Source organism: Martinezella hainanensis (genome assembly GCF_900094555.1).
Lineage (GTDB): Bacteria > Pseudomonadota > Alphaproteobacteria > Rhizobiales > Rhizobiaceae > Rhizobium > Rhizobium hainanense.
On record NZ_FMAC01000012.1, the window covers coordinates 62,154 to 88,210 of the forward strand.

Consider the following 26,057-nt stretch of genomic DNA (forward strand, 5'->3'; position numbering starts at 1 on the left):
CTCCTATGTGCGAATGATGCCACATGGTTTTTGCCATGTGGTGGAACTTCGACTTTTTCGAAGTTTACCCTTGCAAAGGGTGTGATTCGCTATTATTTGCACGTCATCACCTGTAACGATGGCCTGCTGCGCTGACATTTCTGTGTCGAGCCGGTGTTCGCTGTCCGGGTTAAAAAGCAAGGGCGCTCCCCAGAAATGGGTAGAGCGCCCTTTGCTTTTGTCGCATTCGCGGCGCTTTTCTTGTCCAATCCGATGTGCCAGTTTGCGGCGATCATGCGGGAGGCGGCTGGCTTGGGTGGATTGAAACATCAATGGAATGCGGTCTTCAGATGCTTGCTCGCCGGCATCCTTGCCGCGGCTTGCGCCATCTCCGCCCAGGCGGCGGACAAGACGATCTACCTGACATTCGATGATGGGCCCTTGCCGGGAACGCAAAATGTCCTTTCCGTGCTGAGTCAGGAAAATGTTCCCGCCGCCATGTTCATGGTCGGCCTGCACGTGGAAACCATCCCCGCCGGCCGCGACCTTCTGGCCGAAGCCAAGGCGATGCCGCTGGTGACGGTCGGCAATCACAGCTACAGCCACGCCAATAATCGCTACAGACGATACTATTCCAACACCCAGGCCGTGGTTGCCGACATGTTGCACGCCAACCAGGTGCTCGGCCTGACGCCGATCGTCAATGCGCGGCTGCCGGGCAGGGACGTCTTCCGGCTTCCGACAGTGTCGCGCGAGGATCTGTCCATCAACGTCGCTCAATGGGAGCGCGAATGGCTTGACTACGAGCTTGTCGCCGAGGCGGGGTTCTATCTCTACGGCTGGGATTTCGAATGGGTGCACAGCGACGACGGCAAGCCGGTTCAGTCGGTGGACCATCTGGTCAACGAGATCGACCATCTATTCCAATACGGTCGCTTCACGCAGCGCGGAAAGATGATCCTGCTGATGCACGATCAGATGTTTCAGGATCAGTTCAACGGCCGCGAAAATCTGCAGTCGCTGATACGCAAGCTGCGCGATCGCGGCTACGCTTTCGGCGACATCCGGAATTATGCGCCCTCGAGCCCATGATTGCCAGGATTCCGGCTAGCCTTGTCTCGCCGCAGCGCCGGCCGCGACCGTCAGGATGAAATCGTCGAGCTCCTGTTCCAGGCTCTCGATCGGCAGGCCGACAAACCGTCCCTCAAGGCTGATGCTGACGACGCCATGCACGGCACCAAACAGGGTTCTCGCGCGGATGGCGCGCGCCGTCTCCGACATGTTCGGCTGCAATTCGGCCAGTGGCTCGGCAATGACGCCCATCAGGAACATATGCTCCTCCAGATGCCATTCCGGGCTCGGACGATTGTCTGGCGGTCGATGGTCGAAAAGCGCCTTCCATAGATTGCGGTGGGTGACTGCGAAGCGCAGATAGCCGCGCGCGAGATTGCGCAATCGATCCGTCGGCGTGTGATCCTTGACTTCCGCCAGCGTCAGGGAAGCTTCGAGCCCCTTCAATGTCGCCGAGTTGACGTGAATGACAAGATCGTCGAGATCGGCAAAGACCGTATAGAGGCCGCCGAGGGCGCAGCCGACATCCTGCGTGACATCGCGCGCCCTGAGATTGGAAAGGCCATCGGCCGCTATGCGATTGCGCGCCGCCTCGATCAGCCTGAGCTTCAGATCCTCGCGCTTTTCCAGTGTTTTTCTCGCCATTTTCAATTCCAGTTCGATTTTTTGAACGTTGTTCAAAATTTTTCTTGAACGCCGTTCATGATTCTGGCATACATCGTTTTGTGAACATCGTTCATAAACGGGAGACGACAAATGTTCAATTCAATTCTGACGCTTATTCGCGGTCGGGCCTACGATGCGGAGCAGGCGTTCATCGATCGGAACGCCGTGCCGTTGCTGGCGCAGCAGATCCGCGAGGCGGCCAGCGCCATTCAATCGGCACGGCGGGCAGTGGCGATTGCCATTGCACAAAATGAGCAGGAAAAAAGCCGTCACGCAGCGGTCGTCGGCCGCATTACGGATCTGGAAACACGCGCCGTTGCCGCCCTGCAGAAGGGCAGCGACGAGCTTGCCAGGGAGGCGGCCGAGGCGATCGCCCAGCTCGAAGCCGAGCGCGATGCGTCGGAGAAGGCGCAGACGCAATTTGTCCAGACGGTCGGCAAACTCAAGGCAACCGTTCGCACATCGGAAGCGCGGCTACAGGAATTGCAGCGCGGCGAGCGCCTGGCGCGTGCAACCGAGCAGACGCAGAAGCTCAGTGCCGCCTGCGACGACAATTCCGGCTTGGCGACGCTCGACGACGCCGAGGAAACGCTTGCTCGTCTTCAGGCCTATCAGAGCCGCTGCGAGATCGCAGCCTCGGCCATGAAGGAAATGAACGCAGCAAGCCGGCAGGCACATATCATCGAAAAACTCGCCAATGCCGGTTGCGGCGCACCGCTCGGCCCGTCTGCCGACGACGTGCTGGCCCGCCTGCGTGAGCGTATGAATTCAGCAGCCTGAAAACGAACACATCAAACACATTAGATAATCGAGAGGATACGATCATGAACGACAGCTTCCAGAAACATTCCCAGGCTTGGGTCAGCTTCTCCTACATCTCTTTTGCCGCTGCCGCTTTCATGCTGCTCGTCGGCCTCTACATGATGCCGATCGATCTCTGGGGCAAAGGCTATCTCGCCATGGGCATCCTGATGCTGGTGCAGACGGCGGTCAACGTCACCAAGACGATCCGCGACAATAGCGAGGCTGACAAGCTGATCCGCAAGGTAGAGGATGCCCGCACGGAGAAGCTTCTGGTTAAGTTCAATCGTGACGGTCAGGACTAATCTTTATTAACGACGCTGCAGAGTTGTATCCGCGCTCAACCTTTGCGTAACAACTCTGTGGCGTCTTGTTGGCTGAATGAGGGATACGCCATGCAAAAGCACCTGATGAGATCGAGGAAGTTCGCTCCGCTGTTCTGGACGCAATTCCTGACTGCCTTCAATGATAATTTCCTGAAGCAAACTCTGGTTTTCGTCATCCTCGCGCAGATGGCGACGGAGGGCGCGGCGCTGGTGACGCTTGCCGGCGGCATCTTCATCGTGCCGTTCCTGCTCCTGTCGGCGATTGCCGGTGAGCTTGCCGACAAATACGACAAGGCCAAGATGGCCGAGCTTCTGAAGCGCTGCGAGCTTCTCGTGGCGGCGATCTCGGTCGTCGGCATTGCCTTCTCCTCGATCTGGATCCTGATGCTTGCCCTCTTCGGCTTCGGCGTCATTTCCTCGCTCTTCGGGCCGATCAAATACGGCATCCTGCCCGATCACCTGGAAAACCGGGATCTCCCCAAGGCCAATGCCTGGATCGAGGGCGGCACCTTCATCGCCATTCTCACCGGCACGATGGTGGCCGCCGTCGCCTTCCGCGAGGGCGAGAATGTCTGGATCTTTGGCCCGATGATGATGGGGCTCTCCGTCCTCTGCTGGTTTGCCGCCCGCATGATTCCCTCGACCGGTTCGAAGGCGCCTGATCTCATCGTCGATAAGAATGTCGTGCGTTCCAGCCATCGGCTGGTCAACGAGCTTCGTGCCGATAGCCGCATCTGGCGCGCCTCGCTGATGAACTGCTGGTTCTGGTTCGTCGGCGCCTTCATCATGTCGATGCTGCCGGTCATGGTCACTGATATTCTCGGCGGCTCGGAAATCGTCGTTCCCGCCTATCTGGCAATCTTCGCCATCTCCGTCGCCATCGGCTCGGCCATTGCCGGATGGATGGCTGCCGGTCGCATCGTGCTTTTGCCGGCGCCGATCGGCATGCTGATAGTCGCGCTCTTCGGCCTTGATCTCGCCTGGAACCTCTGGGGCCTGCAGTCGACCAGCCACGCCGAAACCATTCTTGCCTTCTTTGCCGGGCCGAAGACCATCCGCGTTGCCATCGATCTCGCCGGCATGGCAATCGGCGGTGCCTTCCTGGCTGTCCCGACCTTCTCGGCCATGCAGAGCTGGGCAAACGAGGATCGCCGCGCCCGTGTCATCGGCGCCTCGAATGTGCTCTCCGCTCTCTTCATCGCGGTTGGCCTCGCCCTTGTCGCCGTGCTGCAGGCCGTGGGTCTGTCGATCCCGGTCATCATCCTCAGCATCTCCGTGCTCAACGTGGCGATTGCCTGGCTCATGCTGAAGATGCTGCCGACCAACGCCTTCCGCGATCTCATCTCCATCATCTTCCGCGCCTTCATGCGGCTGGAAGTCGAGGGTCTGGAAAACATCCGCAAGGCCGGCCCGGCGCCGATCATCGCGCTCAATCATGTGAGCCTGCTTGACGGTGCGCTCGCGCTTGCCATCACCGAGGAAGAGCCCGTCTTTGCCATCGACACTGCATTTGCCAAGAAATGGTGGGTGCGGCCGCTTTTGAAGATGTGCAAGTTCCTGCCGCTCGACCCGACCAAGCCCATGGCGACGCGCTCGCTGATCAAGGTCATCCAGGACGGCAGCCCGGTCGGCATCTTCCCCGAAGGCCGCCTGACCGTGACGGGTACGCTGATGAAGGTCTATGACGGTGCCGCCATGGTCGCCGACAAGACCGGCGCGATGATCGTGCCCGTCCGCATCGACGGCCTGGAAAAGAGCTACGCCTCCTACCTGACCTCGAGCCATGTGCGCCGCCGCCTTTTCCCGAAGGTCAAGGTGACGATCCTCGAGCCGGTCAAGCTCGACGTTCCCGCAGAACTCAAGGGCAGGAAGCGTCGTATCGCCGCCGGTGCCGCTCTCTATCAGATCATGTCGGCGCTGATGTTCCGCACCGCCGATACGAACAACACCGTCCTCGGCCGCGTCATCGAAAGCGCCCACGAATATGGCGGCAAGAAGCTCGCTGTCGAGGATCCGATTGCCGGCAAGCTCTCCTATGCCAAGCTCCTGACCGGCGCTGCGGTACTCGGCGCCAAGTTCAAGAAGATGTTCCCCAACGAGAAGACGCTGGGCGTCATGCTGCCGAACGCCAATGGCACGGCCGCAACCGTCCTCGGCGTCATGTCGGCGGGCAAGGTTCCGGCCATGCTGAACTTCACGGCCGGCGCTGCCAACATCCTCTCCGCCTGCCGGACGGCCGAGGTCAAGCATGTGCTTTGCTCGCGCGCCTTCATCACGCAAGCCAAGCTCGGCCCAGTGGTCGAAGAACTCGAAAAACATGTGACATTCGTCTGGCTGGACGAACTGCGCACGCAGGTGACCTTCCTCAACAAGATCGTCGGCCTCACGCGTAAGTATCGGCCGCTGGTGAAGCGCACCGCGGACGATCCGGCTGTGATCCTCTTTACCTCCGGTTCCGAAGGTGCGCCGAAGGGCGTGGTGCTGACGCACCGCAATATCCTGTCGAACGCTGCCCAGGCGGCCTCGCGCATCGACTTCCACCCCGGTGACAAGGTGTTCAACGTCCTGCCGATGTTCCATTCCTTCGGCCTGACGGCGGGCACGATCCTGCCGCTGGTCTCGGGCGTGCCGGTGTTCTTCTATCCGTCGCCGCTGCACTACCGCATCGTGCCGGAGCTGATTTACGTCTCGAACGCCACCATCGTCTTCGGCACGGATACGTTCCTGAATGGTTATGCTCGCACCGCGCATCCCTATGACTTGAGATCGATCCGCTACATCTTCTCGGGCGCCGAGCCGGTGAAGGCATCGACCCGCGAGGTCTATATGGAGAAATTCGGCCTGCGCATTCTGGAAGGCTATGGCGTCACCGAGGCTGCCCCGGTGATCTCGCTGAACACGCCGATGTACAACCGCACGGGAACGGTCGGCAAGATCATGCCCGGCATGGAATGGAAGCTCGAGCCGGTTCCCGGCATCGACGAGGGCGGTCGTCTTATGATCCGTGGCGCCAATGTGATGGCCGGCTACCTGCGCGCCGACAATCCCGGCGTCCTCGAACCTCTGCCGGAAGGCTGGCATGATACCGGCGATATCGTCACCATCGACGAGGACGGCTTCGTCAAGATCCGCGGCCGCGCCAAGCGCTTCGCCAAGATCGGCGGCGAGATGATCTCGCTTGCTGCGGTGGAAACCCTTGCCGCACAACTTTGGCCGGGCGCGCTGAGCGTCGTCTCGGCCGTGCCTGACGCCAAGAAGGGCGAGCGCTTGGTACTCCTGACCGATGCGCCGAACGCCACACGAAGCGACTTCCTGGCCTTTGCCAAATCCAAGGGTGCCACGGAAATGATGATTCCCGCTGAAGTGACCGTCGGCAAGGTGCCGGTTCTCGGCTCAGGCAAGGTCGATTTCGTCACGGCGCGTGCCATGGCTTTGGAAGCTCAGGCGCAGTCACAGGCGGCGTAGGCTCCCGATCTTACAACAGCCGAGCGGCCGGTGATTTCAGCCATCGGCCGCTTTTTGTTATTGCCGCCCGATCATGGCGGAGTGCGCCTATTCCCTTTCAGGCCGCATTTGGAAGGACGATCTGAAAGGCCGTGCCATCCTTGCCGCTATCGAGCAATTCGATGCTACCCCCATGCGAAGCGAGCATCGCTCTGACGATCCCGAGGCCCATGCCCGTGCCGCCATCGTCCCGCCGAGTTGAGAAGAAGGGCTCGAAGATGCGATCCCGATTGCCGTCGGCAATGCCGTGCCCATTGTCGCGCATCCGGATCGTCGTCCGTCGCCCCTCGTCGCTTGCCTTGATCGCAAGGGTCGTGGCGCCGTTCTGAAAGGCATTTTCGGCCAGATTGCTGAAGATGATGCCGGCCGCTTCGCTGGGCAGCGCCAGTATTTCCTCGGCGTTGCTTTCGTCACTGATAGCCAGTTGGCGAAACTGTATCTCCAGCTGGGCGACGATGTCCCGAAGGCTGGTGGATCCTCGCTCGGATGGAAGTTCGGCTTTGGCCAGTTCGCGCAGGCGCGACAGGAGCCGGTCCAGCCGCTCGGTGTCGGCGATGATGTTTTGGAGGAAGCGGTTGCGCTGCTCCAGGCTCATCGGATTGGTGTCGTCATCGTCGCGCAGCAGCTCCGCTGCGCCCTTGATCGAGGTCAACGGCGACTTCAGCTCATGGGAGACGTGGGCGGCGAAGGAGCGGACGTAGTCTGAATGATCGACCAGTTTGCCGGCGAGATCGAGAAAGCTCTGCGAGAGTGTCGCGACCTCGCGCGTGCCGTAGATTTCCAGCGGCCGGATTGCGGAGCGTCCGCCGCGGGCGATCTCGTCCGTGCGCGCGATCAATGCGTTGATCGGCACGGTCAGGGTGCGTGTCAAAACATAGGCGACGATGAGGGTCAGGATCAGAACGGCGGCAAGTGTCGCAATCTCCGCCGGCGCCATGGCGCCGGAGGCGGCGCGCACAACGCGAAACCATATGACGGTCAAGACCGGTAGCATCATCACGGTCAGAAGCACGGCATAGACGATGAGGGCGAGAGGCGGTCGCCATTTCGACTTCACCCGTGGCGCGCGCATCAGGCGCTTCCTTCGATGTTTGCCGTCAGCTTGAAGCCGATGCCGTGCACCGTGGCGATGATGCCCCTGCCGCCGGCGGCCGAAAGCTTGGCGCGGAGATTGCGAATATGGCTGTCGATGGTGCGATCGGCCACCTGCATGTCTACACCATAGGCTGCCTCCATCAGCTGATCGCGGCTGAAGACCATCTCCGGGCGCGTCAGCAGCGTGTCGAGGATCGCGAATTCGAGTGCTGTCAGGGTAAGAGGCACATCGGCAAAACTCGCCGTGCGGCCGCCGCGATTGAGCCGCAACGATCCAACGGAAACGGCACCCTTGGTCGCATCCGGCTCCGGGCCATGGCCGCTGCGCTTCAGGATGGTCCGGACCCGCGCGACCAATTCACGCGGGCTGAAGGGCTTGGTGACGTAATCGTCACCACCGATTTCCAGGCCCAAAATCCTGTCGATTTCTTCGTCGCGCGCCGACAGGAAGAGGATCGGGAGGTTCGACGTCTTGCGGATGCGGCGGCAGACTTCCAACCCGTCCATCTCAGGCATGCCGATGTCAAGGACGATGAGATCAAGACCGCCCTTGTGAAAGGCCATCATGGCCTCGGTGCCGTTGCGCGCGGTGGTCGTCTTCATGCCGGCGCGGTCGAGCGCGAAGCAGATCACGTCGCGAATATTCGGTTCGTCGTCAGCGACAAGGATGCGCGGTGCCATGCGATGCCTGTTTTGGTTATTCCGCTCTTTGTCTTCGTTTCCGCCTCATCTGACAAGGGTTGCATCATTTTTGAGGTAAGCGTCGAGGCGGGCATCGCGATATGTCCAGCTGCGCCAATCGTGCGAGCGTCCGAGATGCTGCCAGAAAAGTGCTTCGCGCACTTTGCGGGCTTGGGTGTCGGCAGGCAGCGATATCAGATAGGTGTCGAGTGCCGGGATGGCCGCAGGCCCGAGTGTCGAGAGATAATCGAGGTCGAGCACGATGCCTTCGCCCGATATCTCGCGGCTGTGAGCAACGTTGAAGCGGGCGATGAAGGCTGGGATATCGGCGAGCGCTGTCGCGTAAAGCGTAATGACCAGCGTCGCGGAACTGAGAGCGATCAGCCATTCGTTGGAGCGATGCAGTACGATGCGCAGGAGGATGAGAAAGAGGCCGATCGCGACGAGGCCCATCCATATGCCGGCCGCAACGCGCAGCTCCGTTAGCGAATAGACTTCGACATAAAGGTCGAGACGCAGAATGGAGGAAAGGCAGAGCAGGATGTTCTGTATGATCCAAAGGTGCACCAGGCCGCGAAGCAGCGGGCTTCTGTCGCCTGGGCCGCCGCGGCGCATGGCAGCAAGCACGAAGATGGCGGCGAGGATTGCGGTGAGCATCAGTGGATAGGCACCGCGATGGGCATATTCGGCATGGGTCATGCCATCGGGCAGGCTCGCGCCGCCCCAGAGATAGGTGAGATCGAGCAGCGTCTGCACGGCAAACAGTGCGTTGAAGACGAGCAGCGAGCGCAGCAGCACACCATGGCCGAACAGCACATCTTCGGCTCCGGCGACGATATCGGGGACATCGCGCCGACGACGGCGACGGCGCATCAGGCGTGGACGAAGCAGCAGGGACAGGACGGCTGCGACCACAAGCCAGAAGCCGATGCGCCATGCATCCAGCAATTGCAGCAGGAAGGTAAGGTCGATGCTGCGCAGCGTCTTGTCGATCAGCGGATTGGCGGCTGCGAAGAGGGCGAGAAAGCCGGCAGCAAAAATCAGCGGTATGATCCAGCTGCGAAGATGATGCCGGATGCCGCGCGGTGACGGTTTTTGCAGGCGCTGCAGCCAGCGATAGCTGGTGCGGCGGAAAGGCCGTGCCGGCACGTCCAAAAGGAAGCGCAGCAGCATCAGCGGCAGGCGGGTCCATTGCCGTGGGATCAATCCGCCGGCGCCGAGCGAGATCAAGCAAAGGCTGAGAAGGCTGATTGTGATGCCCATCCAGGAGGTGGCTTCGGCAAGCGGCATGGACCCGACGAAGCTGAGGGCGACAAATATCGCGACCTTTTGAGTGGATTGCCTTCTTCTGGAGGAGATCAGCAGACCGACGGCAACGGCATTGGTGAAGATAAAAAGATTGAGGCCAGGCTCCCTGTCGAAAAGTAGAAGGTCAGCCAGGGTGAGAAGGGCAATGAATGTGAGGAATTTGCGACTGGAGCTGTTTGTGGAGTTTGTGGGAAGGGCTGCTGCATCGGATAGGCTCATCGGTATCGGCTCCGTGCGAGATGTTCGGCGAAGGCGAAGGATATGATTTTGGCCCCTTGAGCGGGCGGATCGGCTTGAGGGTGACGGTCGTCCTCCAGCCACCAGCCTTCCTTGAGAAGACTGCGTGGCAGGCGGGCGGGCGGAGCTGTGATTGTCTCGGTCGTATTGTTCATGGCGCGACGATGTCGCCAGCCTTTGCAGAATCTGTGCAGAATCCGAGGAGCTATTCAGGAAAATGGGTTAAGTTGGAAAGTTCAAATCATCACCCTTGTATGAGATCCGAACAACAATTGCCGTGCACAAGGCTAATCTTGGCAGGATAAATTTTAGCGTTGTATGAAACTTGTCTCAAAATGGGGCAGTCACTTGTGGAACTTAATCTTGTGTTTGCCAGCTTCCAGTCGGCCTATGGATTGCCGGTCTGAAAATCGATTTGTTGACGCGGCTGTCGTACTCACCCCTGACGACAGCCGGGAATCTCGGAAGCGGCATTCAGCTGCAACCGGGGTTCCCGTCAGAGGATCGCGACGCCTATAGCTCTCCGCGTTGCGCGATGCAGGCGAGGGTTCGTGCCTATGCACCTGGAATAAGCTTTCCACGCTGCATATTCTCGCTTGATCCCGTGGCTGGATGTCATAACTGAGGGCTCGGCAAGGCATGTAATTTAGGAGTGCCTGAAATAGGCGCAGAGGACGGCAGATGAGAATTACCACAATTACGAATTGGGCCTACGGCATCACCGTGGTTCTGACCGTGCTGTCCGCTGTGGCGTTCATTCTTTCGGCCCGAAGTGCCGTACAGGAACGGCAGGCGGTCGAGCAGCATCTGTTGCTGAACAGCATGGGGGAGGAGCTTGCGCTCGGCGCCGAGGAGACGACCGACGAGGCTCGCCTCTATGTCATGCGCGGCGAGGAGAGGCATCTGGATGCCTTTACCGTCGATGAGGGCGAAGAACGCCGCCGCGACACCGCCATCAACAACCTGCGCGGCCTCGGCATTCCCGATGCCGAGCTGCAGGTCGTCGAGGAGGTGGCGGTCAATGCGCAGGCGCTCGACAAGGTAGAGGAAGCAGCAGTCGCAGCTTATACTAGCGGCAATCAGAGTGGTGCGCGCGATACGCTCTTTGGCCCCGAACACGAGCGCGCCCAGACGGCGCTGCTCAACAGTGTCAATCAGTTTCGCACTCTGGCGACGGCGCGCACCGAAGCGGCTTTCCGCTCTGCGCAGGCACGCAGCGATCTCTGGGCCAATATTGCCAAGGTGATGCTGGCATTGACCGCGGTGATATTCCTCGGGGTACTCTATTTCATATTGCGGCGCCGGGTTGCCTTGCCGCTGGTGCGCATGACCGGGATCGTCAACCGCCTGGCGAAGCAGGATTATGCCGTCGAAGTGCCGACTGACCGTCGCCGCGACGAGATCGGCGAGATGAACGATGCCATACAGATCTTCCGCGAGAACGGGCTCGAGCGGAACCGCCTTGACGCCGAGCGCAAGCGCGATCTGGAGACGAAGGATCTTATCCTGCAGATGATGCATCGCCTGCAGGCTTGCTACGCCCAGAACGAGCTCGCCGAAGTCGTTGCGCTCTTCGTGCCGCAGATCTTTCCCGGTGTCGCGGGATGCCTCTACACGATGAATGAAAGCAGGACGGCACTGAGCGAAGTCAGCCGGTGGCTGGAGCCCGAACATACCGAGCCTTCCTTTGCCGCTTCCGCATGCTGGGGCCTGCGCCGCGGCCGCCCGCATGTCAGCCACGTAGCCGACACGGACATTCCCTGCCAGCATCTGGACGAATCCGGGGTCCCCGGCCTCTGCGTTCCTTTGACGGCTCTCGGCGAGGCGATCGGCCTGCTTTACTTCGAGGACCGCACGAAGGATGCAACTGCGGCCGACGCGCCAAGGCTCTATCTGGAGCTGATTGCCGAAAATATCGGCCTTGCCATCGCAAACCTGCAGCTGCGCGACAGGCTAATCAATCTCGCTGTGCGCGATGCGCTGACCGGCCTGCTCAACAGGCGCTCCCTGGACGAGGCGCTCAATAATCTTCATCGGGATCAATCCGCCCGCACGGTCATCTGCATGATGATCGACATCGATCACTTCAAGCGCTTCAACGACGAGTTCGGCCATGACGCCGGCGATGAAGTGCTGCGACATGTCGGGCAAATCGTTGCCGATACGGTCGGGAAAGCCGGTACGGTCTACCGCTTTGGCGGGGAGGAGTTGACTGTTATCGCCACCGATCTCGCCGACGAGGAGGGCTTTGCCCTCGCCGAGAAGCTGCGCACGCGGGTATTCAGCACACCCTTCTCCTATCGCGCGCGGATTGTCGGCCCGCTTTCCGTCTCCGTCGGCATCGCCTCGTCCCCAGCTTCTGGGCCGACCACGACACTGATCAACCGTGCGGATGGTGCATTGCTGAAAGCAAAGTTGAACGGCCGCAACAGGACCGAAGCGGCGTTTGCGCTCGCGCCGGAAGACGACGTGAAGATGGGATAGGCCAGAAATATAGGTGCCCGCTCGCTTGAGAGCCGCCTTGCTGAATACATGCTTGGATTGTAGCCTGAGCTGAAGGTCGCATAGCGGAGGAGAGCGATTTCATGGCCGTGACGCAGAGCAATTCACCCTTGTCACCGGATAGCGAAACCTTGCAGGCCATGGGCTTTGATCCCGGGCTCCGCCGCAAGTTTGAAGCCGGCATCGAATCCGGCCTGCTGCGCGATCTGCATGTCGTGCTTGCCGCCCGCTCAGGGAGCGTATGCCTGGAATACTATGCCGTTGGCGCGGACGAAAATTGGGGAGCGCCGCTCGGAGACGTCGCCTTCGATGCGCACACGCTGCACGATCTTCGCTCGGTCACCAAGAGCATTGCCGGTCTTATTTATGGCATCGCGCTCGACAGGGGATTGGTGCCGCCGCCGGACGCACCCCTTTATGAGCAGTTTCCGGAATACGGCGATCTCGCCCGCGACCCTGGGCGCGCCAAGATCACGGTCGGTCACGCCCTGACGATGACGCTTGGCATGGAGTGGGACGAGGATCGTCCCTATACCGATCCGCTGAATAGCGAAATTGCTATGGAGAATGCGGCGGACAGATATCGCTTCGTTCTGGAGCGTCCGGTGATCGCCGAGCCGGGAACGCGCTGGATTTACTCCGGCGGCAGCGTCGCGCTTGTGGGGGCGATCATCGAGCGCGGCACGGGCAAGCGCTTGCCCGATTTCGCACGAGAGGTTCTCTTCGAGCCGCTCAATATTGCAAAGTTCTACTGGTCGGTCGGCCATGACGGCGTGGCGTCGCCGGCATCCGGGTTACGTCTTACCGCTCCCGATTTGCTGAAGATCGGCATGCTTTTCCTGCAGAAGGGCGTGTGGAACGGCCAGAGGATCGTCTCGGAGGAGTGGACCACGCAATCCCTCGCGCCCGCGATTTCGACCGGGGACGGTGTGAGTTATGGCAGGTTGTGGTTCTCAGGCGATGCGCCGGTGCCGGCGTTCGACGGTCCGCGCCCGTGGTATGCGGGTTTTGGCAATGGTGGGCAAAGGCTCTGGCTCATGCCCGATGCCGGCATTGCCGCCGTCATCTATTCCGGCAAGTATAATTCATGGGATGCCTGGATCACGCCCACTCGCGTCTGGCGCGAGATCATCCTTGCGAACTTCCTGAGAGCGTGAAGATGGTGCCGTCGAAAACCGAGTTTCCCACACTTCTGACGGAGCGGCTACGGCTTCGAGAAGCAAGCATGGATGATCGCGATGACTTCCATGCGCTGATTTCGGTTCCGGAGGTTACACGGTTCTCAAACTGGGTCGATGCGCCGAAAATGCCGCAGATCGAGCGCTCCTTGCGGTGGATGATCAAGATATTCCCCAAGGGCGCTGGCTGTTCATGGATCATCGAGGATCGGGCTTCCGGCCAGTTGCTCGGCGCGATCCGCTTCAACAGCATCGACCGGCGTGCCAGATCCGCCGAGCTGGGATATGAGCTGCATCCCTCGGCCTGGGGCAAGGGACTGATGAGCGAAGCGGCGAGGACTGTGGTCCAATGCGGTTTCGACGTCTTTTCGCTCAATCGCATCGAGGCATGGACGCTGCCGGGAAACACCGCATCCGATCGGGTTCTTGAAAAGGCGGGATTCCAATATGAGGGCACGCTGCGGCAGAAGGCACGGTTCAAAGAGGCCTTTCATGATTTTCGTATGTTCGGCTGCCTGGCAGGCGATCGGCAGAAGTAACCCTTGGTCGGTACCTTTACCGGTCTAGCCAGTCAGCGTTGCGAGGTCAGTCAATTGGCTCGAGCCAGCCTCGATAGTGAACGACAAGACCGATGAATGGCAAGGCAATCGGCACGTCGAACTGGAAACGACCATCCTCCGCCCATTCATGGGCGACGCTTTGCGGAGCCAGAAAGAGCGGCAGCGGGAGGCGCAGAAACGACCAGCGCCGTATCTCCATGCAGAATCCGTTATCGCGCATGGGGAGATCGAAGGAAAAGCGGAAGGGGCCGAAGCGTTCGACCAGATGCCCGTTCTCGTCGCTCAAATGGCTGCGAAAGCGCTGACCGGAAAAGTCTCTGGTCCATTGCTCGATACCATCGCGTTCCTTGAAGGAGACGTGCAGCGCGTGCTTGCCGGCGGCGGGAAAGCCGAACACCCTGGCAACCAGCCGGGTAACAGGGGAATGTCCTCGGGTGACAATGGCCTCGCCTTTGGCGCCGCCATCGCCGAAGACTTCGTGCATGGCGCGCACCGACTTAGCCAGATGCGCGAATGCAGGCCCCATGATGCGCAGGTAAAGCGGTTTGTAGGACGTTTCCGTCGTCTCCTCGCTGATTGCCAGATCACGGAACAATGTCCGGAAATCCTCGAGCGACAGAAGCCCGCCGGCATGACGGGCGCCGGGCAAAAGCCGGCCGTCGCGCAAGGCACGCGCCAGCAATTGCGCCGGAAGGGTCGGGATTTCCGCGCCATCGCCATTTTCGGCTATCAGTGTCCAGCGGCGGGCTCGCATGATGCCTTGCGCGATCCCTTTCGCTTCGATCGTGACGGCCGAGCGCGCCGTGCCGAACCGCGCCGTCAGGCCCTGCAAGGGCAGCAGAGAGCGGCTAATGTTTCCGAGTGACGCCAGCCAACCCCAGGCGACCAGCCAGGACAGCAGCCAGAGAGCGAGTGTCTGAAAGGTAAATTCAGGCCCGGCCCGAAAGACGACGCTTGGGCGTCCGGCGATACCCTCAACCAGCAGGTCGTGATCCGGCACGTCGGCGAGCGCCACCAGCCGGCGCAGAGGGCGATGGCCGGCGACCACATAGTTTTCGCGCTTCAACATGTGCCAGCCGGTCGCATTCTGCCAGCGCCGGCCGCGCCAAAGCCGCACCGGCTTGCCGACGTAACTCAGGATCGCCGATGCGACCGAGGCGCCTGCGGTCGCACGATTGGAGGCGCTGATCGAGATTTCTATCGAGCGGACTGCCTGCATATCCTTGCTCAACTCCGCAACGACGGCAGTCGATAGTGCCGGCACGCTCGACGCACCCGAGATGACGGTAACGCTAGCGGCCTTGGCCTGTTCGTCAAGTGAGCCGATCGAACCGACGAAATCGCGCGCATCGGCAAGATCGATGTAGTGAATGCCGGCCTTGATACAGGCGCGAACCACCCGGTCGTCGCTATGCTGGAAGGGGCCGGCCGCGTCGATCAACAGAAAGGGTTTGTGGTTGTCGAGGATTGCAGCGATATCGCCATTTCGATCGGCTTGCAGCCCAATCGCATTTGGCAGTCGAGAAGCAAGTGCCTTTGCTGCTTCAAGATTGCGTCCGGTGACCAGAACCTCGAAACCATCGCCGGCAAGGCGCCGCGATAGCCGCGCGCCGAACCCGCCATAGCCACCGAGGACGAGGATTTTTCTCAAAGGATGCGGCTCGCCTGTTCAGGCGTCGGCAGCCAACATGTTTCCCGCTTGCCGAAGATGCGATAGCGATTGCGGGCAAGCCAGTGATAGATCGGGTTGCGCAGCATGCGGGGCACGATGCGCAGCACGGAAATCGCCTTCCAGGGCCAGCCGAGGCCGGCATAGATGGCAAGCACCGCGTCGCTGTCGCGTAGCACCTTTGCGCCGTCAACGATGATGAGGCTGTCCGGGTCGGCGGGGTCCATGCCGCAGCGGCGATAGAGGGCGATGCCGGTTTCATTCTGCATGGAGGCAAGACGGAAACGGCCAAGATGGTCATGGCGCAGCACGAACTGGGCGTTAGCGGTACACAGGACGCACATGGCGTCGAAGACGATGATAGGCCCCTGATGGTCGCTGATAGTGCTTTTGGTCATGCTGGCGGCGTTGTTTTCCGTGAACCGGTCTGGTCAAAGTTTTGACCGGTTGCATTGCCGCCGTCAATTGCACGTTTCCGTGGGCTGCCATGTCAAACTGACAAAGGACCATGAGCTTTGCATCGTCGGCCCAGGCCGCGGAAGGATCGAGAGAAGCAATCCGGTGGTCCGTCGGCTGGCACGCGGCCCGATCTTGAAGATCGGGCCGCACACATCGCTGAAGAGTAGCTTAGCGATAACGCCAGCCACCATGCCACCACTCGCGATGTACCCAATAGCGATGTCCATCCCAGTAGCCGCGACCGGGATAGAAAATGCCATAGGCCGGAACCGCCGGCACGACGACCACAGGCCGTCCATCTGGGCGGCAATAGCCATACGGTCCGCGATGCCAGCCGATGCCGCATCCGTCGCGAGCCTCGGCCGGCGAGATGACTGCAAGGCAGGCGGTCGCGGCAAAAGCCAGCAAAATGATCTTTTTCATGATGTCCTCATTCGTCCTTGAAGAGCTTCAAGCTGTTATCCCTTCAGCGCTTAAACGACAGCGATCTGCAAATCCGTCGCTGCATATCGATCATTTTACATTCGGGGGAAGAGGCCGGCATTTGTGATATACAGGCCGGTGCGCCGTGCGGGAAATTGCAGCTGGCGCAAGGTCAGGATCGGATATCGAGAGCCCGCGATGAAAGCCGAGCCTGTTGCGGACATGACTTTGCCGTGGGCACCGCTTTCTTGCCGATGATCGGAATGCGTCGGATCAAAGCGCGCAGAACGGCCAGGATTGCCTTGTATTGCTCCCCGGGGCAGAGGCGGCCATTGGAATCATAGGCAAAGAGCAGGCGGCGGCGGGCGAATACGTGTGCCAGCCACAAGGCAAAAGCAACGCCGACGCCCCAGCCCATCAGCGTGTCGCTCGCCCAATGCGCGCCAACCCATTGCCGCGACAGGCAGATCAAGACGCCGACTGGCATGAAAACGGGGCGAAGCCGGGGGAAAACAAGCGCGAGAGACATCGCCATGGCGCCGGCCGTTGCCGAATGTCCGGAAGGAAAGGAGGCGAAGTCGGCATGGAAGGCAAAAGGCTTGAAGGAGAAGGCACCGTTCGTATCCAGGAGTTCCGGCCTGGCGCGACCGATGATGTTCTTGGCGAGCGAATCGACAATGCCGCCGCCGGCGACCGCCAGGAAAACGAAGGCAGCTGCCGTGGCGATGAGATCCGCCCCTGTTCGCACGGATTTTCGCAGTTTGTGCGCGGGCGCGAGGATGGCGAATATCAGCAGTGCGCCGCTGAACGAGAGCACCAATAGCCCCGTGCCAAGGCTGCTGAACCACTTCGCCGTCCCGCGCAACTGCGTGGGAAACGATTTCATCCACACGCCTAAGGGATAGTCGGCCGTCCACATGACGAGCAATGACAAGGCCAGGAAGATGGCAATGATAACGATCGGGCGCTCGAGAAATGCGCGATTCGCGGGAGGTTTAATGGTCGGCGTGCGAAAGAAGCAGTGAAGGCCGCCAGCCATGCGTCTGCGACCGGTGTCGGCGCAACGCCCCAGCATTTCCTTCATAGCCTCTCGGCCTTGCTGCCATGCCTGCATAGAGCCGACTTTCCATTGCCGTCGAGACAGCTGCCTGTGGAGCTCGGCTCACCAATCGCCTTCTGCTCCGTTTCCCTTGGAAAAAGCTGCTACAGCAACACGCTGACAGCCGCCTGAAAGGTCGGGATTGGCGGTCAGATCTCGCTCAATCCCGCGATCTCGGGCGAAAGCTGCCGAGAGGATTGCGTCAATGGCCATTTTTAGCGACAATTGGGGTAGCGTTCGGTGGGAGGAGCCAAATGCACGACTATTCCGCGCATGCGGATCAGGTTTACGCGTCCGCGCAATCGACCGCAGCGAGTTCTTCGGTCGTTGCCTCCTGGCGTCGATGCATGGTCATGCATCGCCTGGCGCCGGAAGAGAAACGTCTGCCGACGCGCCTGACCAGCCAGGAATTTCAAACGGCGCTGGAGCGATCGGAACGGCTGGTTGCCGAAGCTGCCAATGAACTGGATCGCCTTTTCCTTGCGGTCGGCAAGGCTGGCTGCTGCCTGCTTCTGACCGATCGCGATGGCATCGCGCTGGAACGCCGCGGCGCTGCCGGCGACGACAAGGAGTTCCACGATCTCGGCCTATGGACTGGCTCGGTCTGGACCGAGGCCAGTATCGGCACCAACGGCATCGGCACTGCATTGGCCGACGAGCGGGCCGTGGCGATCTTTCGCGACCAGCACTTCTTCTGCTCCAACATCGATCTCAGCTGCACCACGGCGCCGATCCGCGATCATCGTGGCCAGCTCGCCGGTGCGCTCGACATTTCGAGCTGCCGCGACGACGTGAACGATGCGACCCTGGCAATCCTGTCGCAGACGGTGCGCGACGCGGCAGTCCGCATCGAGCTCAATCTTTTCCGAAGTGCCTTTGCCGGCGCCCGCTTCGTCATGGTGCCGACGGACACGGCGTCGACTTCGGCCCTGCTTGCTGTTGACCGAAACGACCTCGTGCTCGGCGCGACCAGGGCTGCTCGCCTTGCGTTGAAGCTCGATGATCACCGCATTGCCTCGGGCATTCCTGCCTCCGACGTTCTTCGCGAGCAGGCGGCGATGGGTGAAGATCTGGCGGAGGCCGAACGTGCCGCCCTGCTCAGGGCACTTTCGCGCGCCAGCGGCAATGTCTCCCAGGCAGCGGCCGCACTCGGAATGAGCCGCTCGACGCTGCACAGGAAGATGAAACGGCTCAATCTGCACTGAAGTGCCGGCGAGGGTACTTTGCGCTGGCCGGCTGTCGCAGAGTTGCGACACTGTGCACCGCAGCATGTGAGGCTGCCTCTATCGCCTGCCGCCTTATGTCCTCAGACTTCTCCCATTCGGTTCGCTTATCGAACCTGCCGACCAAGGGAGGATGGCATGCTGCATCAGAAGATCGTCGAATCTCCGTTCAAGCTGAAATATGGCAACTATATCGGTGGCGAGTGGCGCGCGCCGATCGGCGGCAAATATTTCGACAATCTCACGCCGATCACCGGCGGCAAGATCTGCGAGATACCACGCTCCGACGAAAAGGATATCAACGCCGCACTCGATGCCGCCCATGCGGCAAAGGACAAATGGGGCCGGACGTCCACCACTGAGCGCTCCAATATCCTGATGAAGATCGCCCAGCGCATGGAAGACAAGCTGGAAGTGCTGGCGCAGGCGGAAAGCTGGGACAACGGCAAGCCGATCCGCGAAACCATGGCGGCCGACATTCCGCTCGCCATCGACCATTTCCGCTACTTTGCGTCCTGCATTCGCGCTCAGGAAGGCTCGATCGGCGAGATCGACCACGATACCGTCGCCTATCATTTCCACGAGCCTCTCGGCGTCGTCGGCCAGATCATTCCCTGGAACTTCCCGATCCTGATGGCTGCGTGGAAGCTTGCGCCGGCGCTTGCCGCCGGCAACTGCGTTGTCATCAAGCCGGCCGAGCAAACGCCGGCCTCGCTTTTGGTCTGGGCCGAGCTGATCGGCGATCTCCTGCCGCCCGGCGTACTCAACATCGTCAATGGTTTCGGCCTGGAGGCCGGCAAGCCGCTGGCGACCAGCCCGCGCATCGCCAAGATCGCCTTCACCGGCGAGACGACGACGGGCCGGCTCATCATGCAATATGCCAGCCAGAACCTCATCCCCGTCACACTCGAACTCGGCGGCAAGTCGCCGAACATCTTCTTTGCCGATGTGGCAGCCGAAGACGACGATTTCTTCGACAAGGCGCTCGAAGGCTTCGCAATGTTCGCGCTTAACCAGGGCGAGGTCTGCACATGCCCCAGCCGCGCGCTGATCCAGGAGTCGGTCTACGACCGCTTCATGGAGCGGGCCGTCAAGCGCGTCGAAGCCATCAAGCAGGGCAATCCGCTTGACGCCGCTACCATGATCGGTGCGCAGGCATCGAGCGAACAGATGGAGAAGATCCTCTCCTATCTCGATATCGGCAAGCAGGAAGGCGCCGAAGTGCTGACGGGCGGCGGGCGCGCCGATCTCGGTGGCGAGCTGTCGAGCGGCTATTACATCAAGCCGACCATCTTCAAGGGCCACAACAAGATGCGTGTGTTCCAGGAAGAAATCTTCGGGCCGGTCGTTTCCGTGACGACCTTCAAGGACGAGAAGGAAGCGCTCGAAATCGCCAATGACACGCTCTACGGCCTCGGCGCCGGCGTGTGGACTCGCGACGGCAACCGCGCCTATCGCTTCGGTCGCGAAATCCAGGCCGGTCGTGTCTGGACGAATTGCTATCACGCCTATCCGGCTCATGCGGCCTTCGGCGGCTACAAGCAATCGGGTATCGGGCGCGAGACGCACAAGATGATGCTCGATCACTACCAGCAGACCAAGAACATGCTGGTCAGCTACAGCCCGAAGGCGCTCGGCTTCTTCTGATTTCTCCCAACGACGCCAGTGAGGCTCCCGGCTGCGGCCGGGAGCCTTCAAGCATTTTCAGGCGGTGACGGAGGGTCATCATGGACGATAATGGATCGGAGCCGCGGGTGCTTGCGACCGACAAGGCGCTCGAGCTCATCCGCGAGATACAACAGGACCATCCCGATATCCTGTTTCATCAGTCGGGCGGGTGCTGCGACGGCTCCTCGCCGATGTGCTATCCGGCAAACGAGTTCATGATCGGCGATAACGACGTCAAGCTCGGCGAGATCGGCGGTGTGCCCGTCTATATTGGCGGCAGCCAGTTCGAGGCATGGAAGCATACGCAACTCATCATCGACGTCGTGCCGGGTCGGGGCGGCATGTTCTCGCTCGACAACGGACGGGAGAAACGGTTTCTGACCCGATCGCGCCTCTTCGGCGGCGGCGAAGCCTGTGCAATCCCGGACATCAGCCGTTCGCCGTCGCAATAAGCAGGGTCATAAACGGCGTGTAGTATTCGCCTAATACCCGCGACCGCAGGTGCTTTGTTAAGGTGATGTCTGTTGGTTTTAGGGAGGAAGACGATGCCAGCAGCAAAGATCCTGATGATTACAGGTGATTTCACCGAGGACTACGAAACCATGGTGCCGTTCCAGACGCTGCTTGCCTGCGGCTATACGGTCCATGCCGTTTGCCCCGGCAAGAATGCCGGCGAGACGGTGGCAACGGCCATCCACGATTTCGAAGGCGACCAGACCTATTCCGAGAAGCGCGGCCATAATTTCGCGCTCAATGCCACCTTCGCCAGCATCCGTGCCGAAGACTACGACGCACTCGTCATTCCTGGCGGCCGCGCACCGGAATATCTGCGCCTGAACTCCGAGGTCATCAAGGCCGTTCAGCATTTCTTTGAGGCAGACAAGCCTGTTGCCGCCATCTGCCATGGCGCGCAACTGCTGAGCGCGGCAGGCGTGCTCAAGGGACGCACCTGCTCGGCCTATCCGGCCTGCCGTCCCGAAGTGGAACTCGCCGGCGGCATCTATGCCGATATTGCCATTAATGACGCCGTCGCCGACGGTAATCTCGTCACCGCACCGGCCTGGCCGGCGCATCCGTCCTGGCTGCGGCAATTCATGGCCGTGCTCGATGCCAACGCATTGTCGGCAGCAAACGCCGCCTGAAATTTAAAGAGGGAGACGCGCATGTGCGAATTGTTCATCAAGGCCGATGCCAGGCTCTGGGAAAGCACCACGCGCTCCCTGCGCATCGACGGCATGGTGACCAGCGTGAGACTGGAAAACTTCTTCTGGTCGAAGCTGGAGGAAATCGCACGGCGCGACGGCATGAACGTGGTGCAGCTCATTACCAAGCTGCACCATGAATCGATCGATGCCGGCCACGATCTCGGCAATTTCACCTCGTTCCTGCGTGTCTGCTGCGCCCGCTATCTCGATCTGCAGCTTGCCGGCGACATTTCGAGCGATCTCTCCCAGCCGATCGCCGGCGTCGATGCTCCCGCCATCCTTGGGCGGGAACGTTTGAAGTATCACTGAAGCATGGCTTACGCCGCGCCGGGGATGCGGCTCGCGTTTGCTCTTGCGTCGGACAATCGTTCGGCAATCAGTCGTATCACTGCATCCGCCGCTGTTTCCATGTAGCTTGGATCGCGATGAAGCAGAACGACGGCGAAGGAGCCATCGAGGAGCAGCATGACCTGGCGCGCGAGCGGCTGGGCGTCATTGCCGGCTCCGGCTTCCATGAAGACCGATCCCAGCCAGTCCTCCACGCGCTTCTTGTGAGCACGGGCCACGACCAGAGCCGGATGGCCGGGGAGGTTGATGAGTTCCACAGAGGTCCGCAGAAAGCCGCAGCCCTTCCATTTGGCGCTGCGTGCCGATTGTGCCAGCTGGCGGAAAATGCCTGCGGCCTTTTCCGCGACATCGCCTTCCGTTTCCTCGAACCAGCGTTTGAAGAGCGCAAGGTTCGGCTCGCCGCGCGCCTGCAGATGCGCGGCGATCAGGTCGTCCTTGCTGCGGAAATGATAATAGAGGGTGCGTTTGGTAATGCCTGCCTTCTCGGCGATGGCATCGACACTGATCGCGCGGATGCCGTCGCGATGGAAGAGTTTTCCGGCCGCCTGAAGAATGCGTTCGCGTGTCGGCTGCGAGCTGTCTCTCATGGCTCAATGTATACCGGGTAGTGAATATACACAACGTGGCAATGGCCCCATCTTGCCGCCCATGAGCGAGCAACCAATTCCACCAGCTGCAAAGCCGCGCAGCCAGCCGGTTTCCATTCCCTGCCGGGACGGGGTCGTTCTCGGCGGCCATCTCTGGCTGGCGGAGACGGAAAGGCCGGAAGGTCGCATCATCATCAATCCGGCCACCGGCGTTCTGGCGCGCTATTATCATCGTTACGCGCAATTCCTGACGCGGCATGGTTTCGATGTTCTGACTTTCGATTACCGCGGCATCGGCCAGTCGCGTTCGCAGCAACTGCGTGGGTCTGGCTATCGCTGGCGGGATTGGGGCGAGCAGGACTTCGCGGCCGCGCTCCGGCTGATGATTGTTCATGGTCGCAGCGGCCCGCTCACGGTGGTGGGTCACAGCGTTGGCGGCTTTTTGCCGGGACTGGCTGAGAACGCCAGGGTGATCGACAGGATGCTGACCGTCGGAGCTCAATATGCCTGGTGGGGCGATTACATGCCTCGCCGGCGCGCCGCACTCTTCCTCAAATGGCATGTCGTCATGCCTGCGATGACTGCGCTCCATGGTTATTTCCCAGGCCGCCGGCTTGGCTGGCTGGAGGATTTGCCGAAAGGCGTGGCAAACGAATGGAGCTTTCGTGGCCCCCGGTTCGAGCGCAGCCATCCTGCGAGCGAGAGGAGGGATGTGCTGCGGCGAATGGGCGCCGTCAAAGCGTCGATCCTGGCCGTTGCCGTTTCGGACGACGAACTTGGCACCGTGCCGGCAATTCACCGCACGCTGAATTATTATACCGGTGCGCAACGCCAGTCGGTGCTGCTCCGTCCGGTTGATTTCGGCCGGGACGCAATCGGCCATTTCGGTCTGTTTCACGACAGCCATGTCGCCGGTTTCTGGGTCGATACGCTGTCGTGGCTTCGGGAGGGCCGCAATCCTTGGCCAGCATCCGTGCTGAAATAGGAAAGCCGAGTGCTCGCATCGAGTCTTCGCTCCGTGCTTATTGCATAGGCTGATTGTCTCGGGTAGACGCCACTTATAGATCATGAATGAGATGGAGGTCAGGCATTTGCCGGCCTTGGAATAGTTAGAAAACTTGCAGGATGGAGTTTGGCATGACCAGCCAAAATGACGAATATATCTATGACGAAGTGACCGGCGAGTGGCGACCTGCTGCGGAGATGGCAGCCGTTGCTGCCGCCACGGAGTTTATCGTTCACGATGCAAGCGGCAACGTCCTTGCCGACGGCGACTCTGTCACCCTCATCAAGGATCTGAAAGTGAAGGGCGCCAATCAGACCCTGAAGCAGGGTACCGTTATCAGGTCGATTCGACTGACCGACAATCCTGAAGAAGTCGATTGTCGCTACGAGGGGATCAAGGGATTGGTTCTCCGCACCGAATTCATACGCAAACGCTAGAAGAATTCGGCCTGATATCGCAGACTAGCGATTTTCGGTGGAAGGGCCGTGCTCTGGGCAGAAATCAACGGCTTGCTCTTTGAAAGCCTATGGTCGCCGGTTCCAGGCCGATAGCGTATTTATGAACCGCGAATATAACTTCATGCTGATTATGCCGCCTAATCACTAGATGCGGTCTCCCATATCTTATGTGCATCGAACCCGAAACGCTTGCGACAGCAGGAGAGATGCGATGAAGAAGCGTGTACTTGGAGAAAGCGGCCTTGAAGTTTCGGCCCTGGGCTTCGGCTGCATGGGCCTGAACTTCGGCTACGGCCATGCGCTGGCCAAGGATGACAGTGTCAGGCTCATACGTGATGCCGTCGAGCGTGGCGTGACCTTCTTCGACACGGCTGAAATCTATGGCCCCTTCACCAACGAAGAGGTCGTCGGCGAGGCCTTGAAACCCGTCCGTGATCAGGTCGTCATCGCCACGAAATTCGGTTTCAGGATCGAGAACGGCAAGTCGAACGGCTTTGATAGCCGTCCGGAGAATATTCGCGCCGTCGCCGATGCCTCGCTGAAGCGGTTGGGCATCGAGGTCATCGATCTCTTCTATCAGCATCGTGTCGATCCGGACGTGCCGATCGAGGATGTGGCCGGTGCGGTGAAGGATCTGATCGATGCGGGCAAGGTGCGGCATTTCGGCCTTTCCGAGCCCGGTGCACAGACGGTGCGCCGCGCCCATGCGGTGCAGCCGGTGACGGCATTGCAGAACGAATACTCGCTCTGGACGCGCGGACCTGAAACCAACGGCATCCTGCAGGCCTGTGAGGAATTGGGCATCGGTCTCGTCGCCTATAGTCCGCTCGGCAAGGGCTTCCTGACCGGTGCGATGGACAAGGATACGCAGCTTGGCGAGAATGACTTCCGCCGCATTCTGCCGCGCTTCACGCCCGAGGCGATGGAAAAGAACCAGGCGCTCATTGATCTCCTCAAGCAGATCGCCGGCGGGAAGCAGGCAACGACTGCCCAGATCGCGCTCGCATGGCTTCTGGCACAGAAGCCCTGGATCGTGCCGATCCCCGGCACAACCAAGCTGCATCGTCTGGAAGAAAATCTTGCGGCTGCGAATGTCGAGCTGAGCGCGGCGGAACTTGCCGAAATTAAGCGCGCCGCCGCGGACATTGCGATCGAGGGCGAGCGCTACCCCGAGCAACTGATGAAGACCACTGGCCGTTGAAACGAGTAATCCTGTGGCCGCCGATCGGCGGCCACAAACTCTCTGCCGCGTTTGCCAATAGATTCATCGTCAACATCAAGATGGGGTGACCGCATAACGCAGATGGATCGCGCCATACGCCAGCGGCTCGCAGCTTTTGAGCGAGAGCTGGACTTTTCCCGCCAAACCTTCCTCACCATGTTCGACGATGCTCTGGCTTGCGGCGCGTCCGTCGAGAGCGGGCGCGATGATCAGGCTGATTTCATCGACAAGACCGGCAGCGAGGAAGGAGCCGTTGATCCCGGCGCCGCCTTCCAGCAACAGGCGTTTGATGCCGAGTTCGTGTTCCAGCGTATCAAGCATGGCGGCGAGGTCAGGCTGGGCTTGCTCAGAGACGATGTAGGAAATACCGTCGTCCGCGAGTTCGGCCAGATGGCTGTCCGGCACGTCGCTGCCGAGAAGGACGACGATGTGATCGCCATCGATTTCATTTGCGATGAAATGCAGCCTGCAGGAAATATCCATGGCAATGGCGAAATTGGCTGCTTTTCGATTGGCGAAATGAAAGGGGCGCGCCATCTTGCCGTGCTCGCGCGGTGGATGCGGGCTGCCCTTGCTCATCTCGGCCATCGTGATGCGCCCGACCATCCAGGCATCGCCTTCAAGCTTCTCGTGGCAGGATTGGTAGAGTGCCGTCCAGTCACCGAGCTTGCCGTCAGGGCTATGCGTCCAGCGGCTGGGATGCAGGCCGCCGTCCAGTGAGGAGACCATGTGGCAGATGACATAGGGCTTCATGATTGTGCCTTTCCCAGATAATCCGTGTC

The 26,057-nt window shown here is 60.5% G+C and carries 25 protein-coding genes; 15 read left to right on the forward strand and 10 right to left on the reverse strand.

The window, feature by feature from the left end; translation table 11 throughout:
* Window positions 1–291 precede the first annotated feature (291 nt).
* Window positions 292–1,071, forward strand: coding sequence for a polysaccharide deacetylase family protein (locus GA0061100_RS28105; RefSeq protein WP_083961460.1), 780 nt, complete (start codon window positions 292–294; stop codon window positions 1,069–1,071).
* A gap of 15 nt (window positions 1,072–1,086) precedes the next feature.
* Here GA0061100_RS28105 and GA0061100_RS28110 read toward each other — a convergent pair whose 3' ends face one another.
* The gene (locus GA0061100_RS28110; RefSeq protein ID WP_075856157.1) at window positions 1,087–1,695 is read right to left on the reverse strand and encodes a TetR/AcrR family transcriptional regulator; all 609 of its coding nucleotides are present in this window, start codon (window positions 1,693–1,695) and stop codon (window positions 1,087–1,089) included.
* A gap of 111 nt (window positions 1,696–1,806) precedes the next feature.
* Here GA0061100_RS28110 and GA0061100_RS28115 point away from each other — a divergent pair, with 111 nt between their 5' ends.
* From GA0061100_RS28115 to GA0061100_RS28125, 3 genes are all read left to right on the forward strand, one after another.
* A complete protein-coding gene (locus GA0061100_RS28115; RefSeq protein WP_075856158.1) occupies window positions 1,807–2,496 on the forward strand; it encodes a PspA/IM30 family protein in 690 nt (229 codons plus the stop codon).
* A gap of 44 nt (window positions 2,497–2,540) precedes the next feature.
* A complete protein-coding gene (locus tag GA0061100_RS28120) occupies window positions 2,541–2,822 on the forward strand; it encodes a YiaA/YiaB family inner membrane protein (protein WP_015343372.1) in 282 nt (93 codons plus the stop codon).
* Window positions 2,823–2,912: 90 nt separating this feature from the next.
* On the forward strand, window positions 2,913–6,308 hold the full coding sequence (locus tag GA0061100_RS28125) for an acyl-[ACP]--phospholipid O-acyltransferase (RefSeq protein ID WP_075856159.1): 3,396 nt from the start codon (window positions 2,913–2,915) through the stop codon (window positions 6,306–6,308).
* 97 nt (window positions 6,309–6,405) lie between these two features.
* Here GA0061100_RS28125 and GA0061100_RS28130 read toward each other — a convergent pair whose 3' ends face one another.
* The 3 genes from GA0061100_RS28130 to GA0061100_RS28140 are packed head-to-tail and all read right to left on the reverse strand — an operon-like array spanning window position 6,406 to window position 9,650.
* The gene (locus GA0061100_RS28130) at window positions 6,406–7,419 is read right to left on the reverse strand and encodes a HAMP domain-containing sensor histidine kinase (protein ID WP_075856160.1); all 1,014 of its coding nucleotides are present in this window, start codon (window positions 7,417–7,419) and stop codon (window positions 6,406–6,408) included.
* Entirely contained in the window at window positions 7,419–8,123 is a 705-nt protein-coding gene (locus tag GA0061100_RS28135; RefSeq protein WP_075856161.1) for a response regulator, read from the reverse strand. The genes GA0061100_RS28130 and GA0061100_RS28135 overlap by 1 nt, the downstream gene beginning before the upstream one ends.
* Window positions 8,124–8,168: 45 nt before the next feature.
* Entirely contained in the window at window positions 8,169–9,650 is a 1,482-nt protein-coding gene (locus tag GA0061100_RS28140; protein WP_075856162.1) for a DUF4153 domain-containing protein, read from the reverse strand.
* Between the two features lie 699 nt (window positions 9,651–10,349).
* Here GA0061100_RS28140 and GA0061100_RS28145 point away from each other — a divergent pair.
* The 3 genes from GA0061100_RS28145 to GA0061100_RS28155 all read left to right on the forward strand — a co-directional run bounded on the left by GA0061100_RS28145 (window position 10,350) and on the right by GA0061100_RS28155 (window position 13,887).
* The gene (locus GA0061100_RS28145) at window positions 10,350–12,152 is read left to right on the forward strand and encodes a diguanylate cyclase (protein WP_075856163.1); all 1,803 of its coding nucleotides are present in this window, start codon (window positions 10,350–10,352) and stop codon (window positions 12,150–12,152) included.
* Between the two features lie 101 nt (window positions 12,153–12,253).
* A complete protein-coding gene (locus GA0061100_RS28150) occupies window positions 12,254–13,327 on the forward strand; it encodes a serine hydrolase domain-containing protein (RefSeq protein ID WP_083961459.1) in 1,074 nt (357 codons plus the stop codon).
* A gap of 2 nt (window positions 13,328–13,329) precedes the next feature.
* The gene (locus GA0061100_RS28155) at window positions 13,330–13,887 is read left to right on the forward strand and encodes a GNAT family N-acetyltransferase (protein ID WP_075856164.1); all 558 of its coding nucleotides are present in this window, start codon (window positions 13,330–13,332) and stop codon (window positions 13,885–13,887) included.
* Window positions 13,888–13,933: 46 nt separating this feature from the next.
* On the opposite strand, the gene GA0061100_RS28160 is transcribed toward GA0061100_RS28155, so the two are convergent.
* The 4 genes from GA0061100_RS28160 to GA0061100_RS28175 form a co-directional block, all read right to left on the reverse strand.
* Window positions 13,934–15,559, reverse strand: coding sequence for a saccharopine dehydrogenase family protein (locus GA0061100_RS28160; RefSeq protein ID WP_143525553.1), 1,626 nt, complete (start codon window positions 15,557–15,559; stop codon window positions 13,934–13,936).
* Window positions 15,556–15,975: a thiol-disulfide oxidoreductase DCC family protein gene (locus tag GA0061100_RS28165; RefSeq protein WP_075856165.1), complete on the reverse strand. Its 420-nt coding sequence runs from the start codon at window positions 15,973–15,975 to the stop codon at window positions 15,556–15,558. The genes GA0061100_RS28160 and GA0061100_RS28165 overlap by 4 nt, the downstream gene beginning before the upstream one ends.
* A gap of 229 nt (window positions 15,976–16,204) precedes the next feature.
* A complete protein-coding gene (locus GA0061100_RS28170) occupies window positions 16,205–16,459 on the reverse strand; it encodes a GCG_CRPN prefix-to-repeats domain-containing protein (protein WP_075856166.1) in 255 nt (84 codons plus the stop codon).
* Between the two features lie 172 nt (window positions 16,460–16,631).
* The gene (locus GA0061100_RS28175; protein ID WP_244557975.1) at window positions 16,632–17,543 is read right to left on the reverse strand and encodes a phosphatase PAP2 family protein; all 912 of its coding nucleotides are present in this window, start codon (window positions 17,541–17,543) and stop codon (window positions 16,632–16,634) included.
* A gap of 269 nt (window positions 17,544–17,812) precedes the next feature.
* Between GA0061100_RS28175 and GA0061100_RS28180 the strand changes: the two genes are divergently transcribed.
* The 5 genes from GA0061100_RS28180 to GA0061100_RS28200 all read left to right on the forward strand — a co-directional run bounded on the left by GA0061100_RS28180 (window position 17,813) and on the right by GA0061100_RS28200 (window position 21,963).
* Window positions 17,813–18,763 carry a helix-turn-helix domain-containing protein gene (locus tag GA0061100_RS28180; RefSeq protein WP_075856168.1) on the forward strand — a complete coding sequence of 317 codons (951 nt, stop codon included), beginning with the start codon at window positions 17,813–17,815 and terminating at the stop codon, window positions 18,761–18,763.
* 156 nt (window positions 18,764–18,919) lie between these two features.
* Window positions 18,920–20,428, forward strand: coding sequence for an aldehyde dehydrogenase (gene adh, locus GA0061100_RS28185; protein WP_075856169.1), 1,509 nt, complete (start codon window positions 18,920–18,922; stop codon window positions 20,426–20,428).
* A gap of 80 nt (window positions 20,429–20,508) precedes the next feature.
* Window positions 20,509–20,901, forward strand: a complete 393-nt coding sequence (locus GA0061100_RS28190) for a DUF779 domain-containing protein (RefSeq protein ID WP_075856170.1) — start codon at window positions 20,509–20,511, stop codon at window positions 20,899–20,901.
* 93 nt (window positions 20,902–20,994) lie between these two features.
* Window positions 20,995–21,591 (forward strand): DJ-1/PfpI family protein, encoded by a 597-nt coding sequence (locus GA0061100_RS28195; protein ID WP_075856171.1) that lies wholly within the window; start codon window positions 20,995–20,997, stop codon window positions 21,589–21,591.
* Window positions 21,592–21,612: 21 nt separating this feature from the next.
* Window positions 21,613–21,963: a ribbon-helix-helix domain-containing protein gene (locus GA0061100_RS28200; protein ID WP_004124790.1), complete on the forward strand. Its 351-nt coding sequence runs from the start codon at window positions 21,613–21,615 to the stop codon at window positions 21,961–21,963.
* An 8-nt stretch (window positions 21,964–21,971) separates the two neighbouring features.
* On the opposite strand, the gene GA0061100_RS28205 is transcribed toward GA0061100_RS28200, so the two are convergent.
* A complete protein-coding gene (locus tag GA0061100_RS28205; RefSeq protein ID WP_075856172.1) occupies window positions 21,972–22,589 on the reverse strand; it encodes a TetR/AcrR family transcriptional regulator in 618 nt (205 codons plus the stop codon).
* Window positions 22,590–22,650: 61 nt separating this feature from the next.
* On the opposite strand from GA0061100_RS28205, the gene GA0061100_RS28210 reads away from it, so the two are divergent.
* The 3 genes from GA0061100_RS28210 to GA0061100_RS28220 all read left to right on the forward strand — a co-directional run bounded on the left by GA0061100_RS28210 (window position 22,651) and on the right by GA0061100_RS28220 (window position 25,254).
* Entirely contained in the window at window positions 22,651–23,574 is a 924-nt protein-coding gene (locus tag GA0061100_RS28210; protein ID WP_075856173.1) for an alpha/beta hydrolase family protein, read from the forward strand.
* A gap of 152 nt (window positions 23,575–23,726) precedes the next feature.
* Window positions 23,727–24,032, forward strand: coding sequence for a zinc ribbon domain-containing protein YjdM (locus GA0061100_RS28215; protein WP_075856174.1), 306 nt, complete (start codon window positions 23,727–23,729; stop codon window positions 24,030–24,032).
* Window positions 24,033–24,264: 232 nt separating this feature from the next.
* Window positions 24,265–25,254: an aldo/keto reductase gene (locus GA0061100_RS28220; protein ID WP_075856175.1), complete on the forward strand. Its 990-nt coding sequence runs from the start codon at window positions 24,265–24,267 to the stop codon at window positions 25,252–25,254.
* A 75-nt stretch (window positions 25,255–25,329) separates the two neighbouring features.
* On the opposite strand, the gene GA0061100_RS28225 is transcribed toward GA0061100_RS28220, so the two are convergent.
* A complete protein-coding gene (locus GA0061100_RS28225; protein ID WP_075856176.1) occupies window positions 25,330–26,028 on the reverse strand; it encodes a dihydrofolate reductase family protein in 699 nt (232 codons plus the stop codon).
* Window positions 26,029–26,057 lie beyond the last annotated feature (29 nt).

Bases quoted from the DNA above. Each gene is read 5' to 3' on its own strand.
- GA0061100_RS28110 (WP_075856157.1), bottom strand. From the start codon at position 1,695: ATGGCGAGAAAAACACTGGAAAAGCGCGAGGATCTGAAGCTCAGGCTG.
- GA0061100_RS28115 (WP_075856158.1), top strand. From the start codon at position 1,807: ATGTTCAATTCAATTCTGACGCTTATTCGCGGTCGGGCCTACGATGCG.
- GA0061100_RS28120 (WP_015343372.1), top strand. From the start codon at position 2,541: ATGAACGACAGCTTCCAGAAACATTCCCAGGCTTGGGTCAGCTTCTCC.
- GA0061100_RS28125 (WP_075856159.1), top strand. From the start codon at position 2,913: ATGCAAAAGCACCTGATGAGATCGAGGAAGTTCGCTCCGCTGTTCTGG.
- GA0061100_RS28130 (WP_075856160.1), bottom strand. From the start codon at position 7,419: ATGCGCGCGCCACGGGTGAAGTCGAAATGGCGACCGCCTCTCGCCCTC.
- GA0061100_RS28135 (WP_075856161.1), bottom strand. From the start codon at position 8,123: ATGGCACCGCGCATCCTTGTCGCTGACGACGAACCGAATATTCGCGAC.
- GA0061100_RS28140 (WP_075856162.1), bottom strand. From the start codon at position 9,650: ATGAGCCTATCCGATGCAGCAGCCCTTCCCACAAACTCCACAAACAGC.
- GA0061100_RS28145 (WP_075856163.1), top strand. From the start codon at position 10,350: ATGAGAATTACCACAATTACGAATTGGGCCTACGGCATCACCGTGGTT.
- GA0061100_RS28150 (WP_083961459.1), top strand. From the start codon at position 12,254: ATGGCCGTGACGCAGAGCAATTCACCCTTGTCACCGGATAGCGAAACC.
- GA0061100_RS28155 (WP_075856164.1), top strand. From the start codon at position 13,330: ATGGTGCCGTCGAAAACCGAGTTTCCCACACTTCTGACGGAGCGGCTA.
- GA0061100_RS28165 (WP_075856165.1), bottom strand. From the start codon at position 15,975: ATGACCAAAAGCACTATCAGCGACCATCAGGGGCCTATCATCGTCTTC.
- GA0061100_RS28170 (WP_075856166.1), bottom strand. From the start codon at position 16,459: ATGAAAAAGATCATTTTGCTGGCTTTTGCCGCGACCGCCTGCCTTGCA.
- GA0061100_RS28175 (WP_244557975.1), bottom strand. From the start codon at position 17,543: ATGAAGGAAATGCTGGGGCGTTGCGCCGACACCGGTCGCAGACGCATG.
- GA0061100_RS28180 (WP_075856168.1), top strand. From the start codon at position 17,813: ATGCACGACTATTCCGCGCATGCGGATCAGGTTTACGCGTCCGCGCAA.
- adh (WP_075856169.1), top strand. From the start codon at position 18,920: ATGCTGCATCAGAAGATCGTCGAATCTCCGTTCAAGCTGAAATATGGC.
- GA0061100_RS28190 (WP_075856170.1), top strand. From the start codon at position 20,509: ATGGACGATAATGGATCGGAGCCGCGGGTGCTTGCGACCGACAAGGCG.
- GA0061100_RS28195 (WP_075856171.1), top strand. From the start codon at position 20,995: ATGCCAGCAGCAAAGATCCTGATGATTACAGGTGATTTCACCGAGGAC.
- GA0061100_RS28200 (WP_004124790.1), top strand. From the start codon at position 21,613: ATGTGCGAATTGTTCATCAAGGCCGATGCCAGGCTCTGGGAAAGCACC.
- GA0061100_RS28205 (WP_075856172.1), bottom strand. From the start codon at position 22,589: ATGAGAGACAGCTCGCAGCCGACACGCGAACGCATTCTTCAGGCGGCC.
- GA0061100_RS28210 (WP_075856173.1), top strand. From the start codon at position 22,651: ATGAGCGAGCAACCAATTCCACCAGCTGCAAAGCCGCGCAGCCAGCCG.
- GA0061100_RS28215 (WP_075856174.1), top strand. From the start codon at position 23,727: ATGACCAGCCAAAATGACGAATATATCTATGACGAAGTGACCGGCGAG.
- GA0061100_RS28220 (WP_075856175.1), top strand. From the start codon at position 24,265: ATGAAGAAGCGTGTACTTGGAGAAAGCGGCCTTGAAGTTTCGGCCCTG.
- GA0061100_RS28225 (WP_075856176.1), bottom strand. From the start codon at position 26,028: ATGAAGCCCTATGTCATCTGCCACATGGTCTCCTCACTGGACGGCGGC.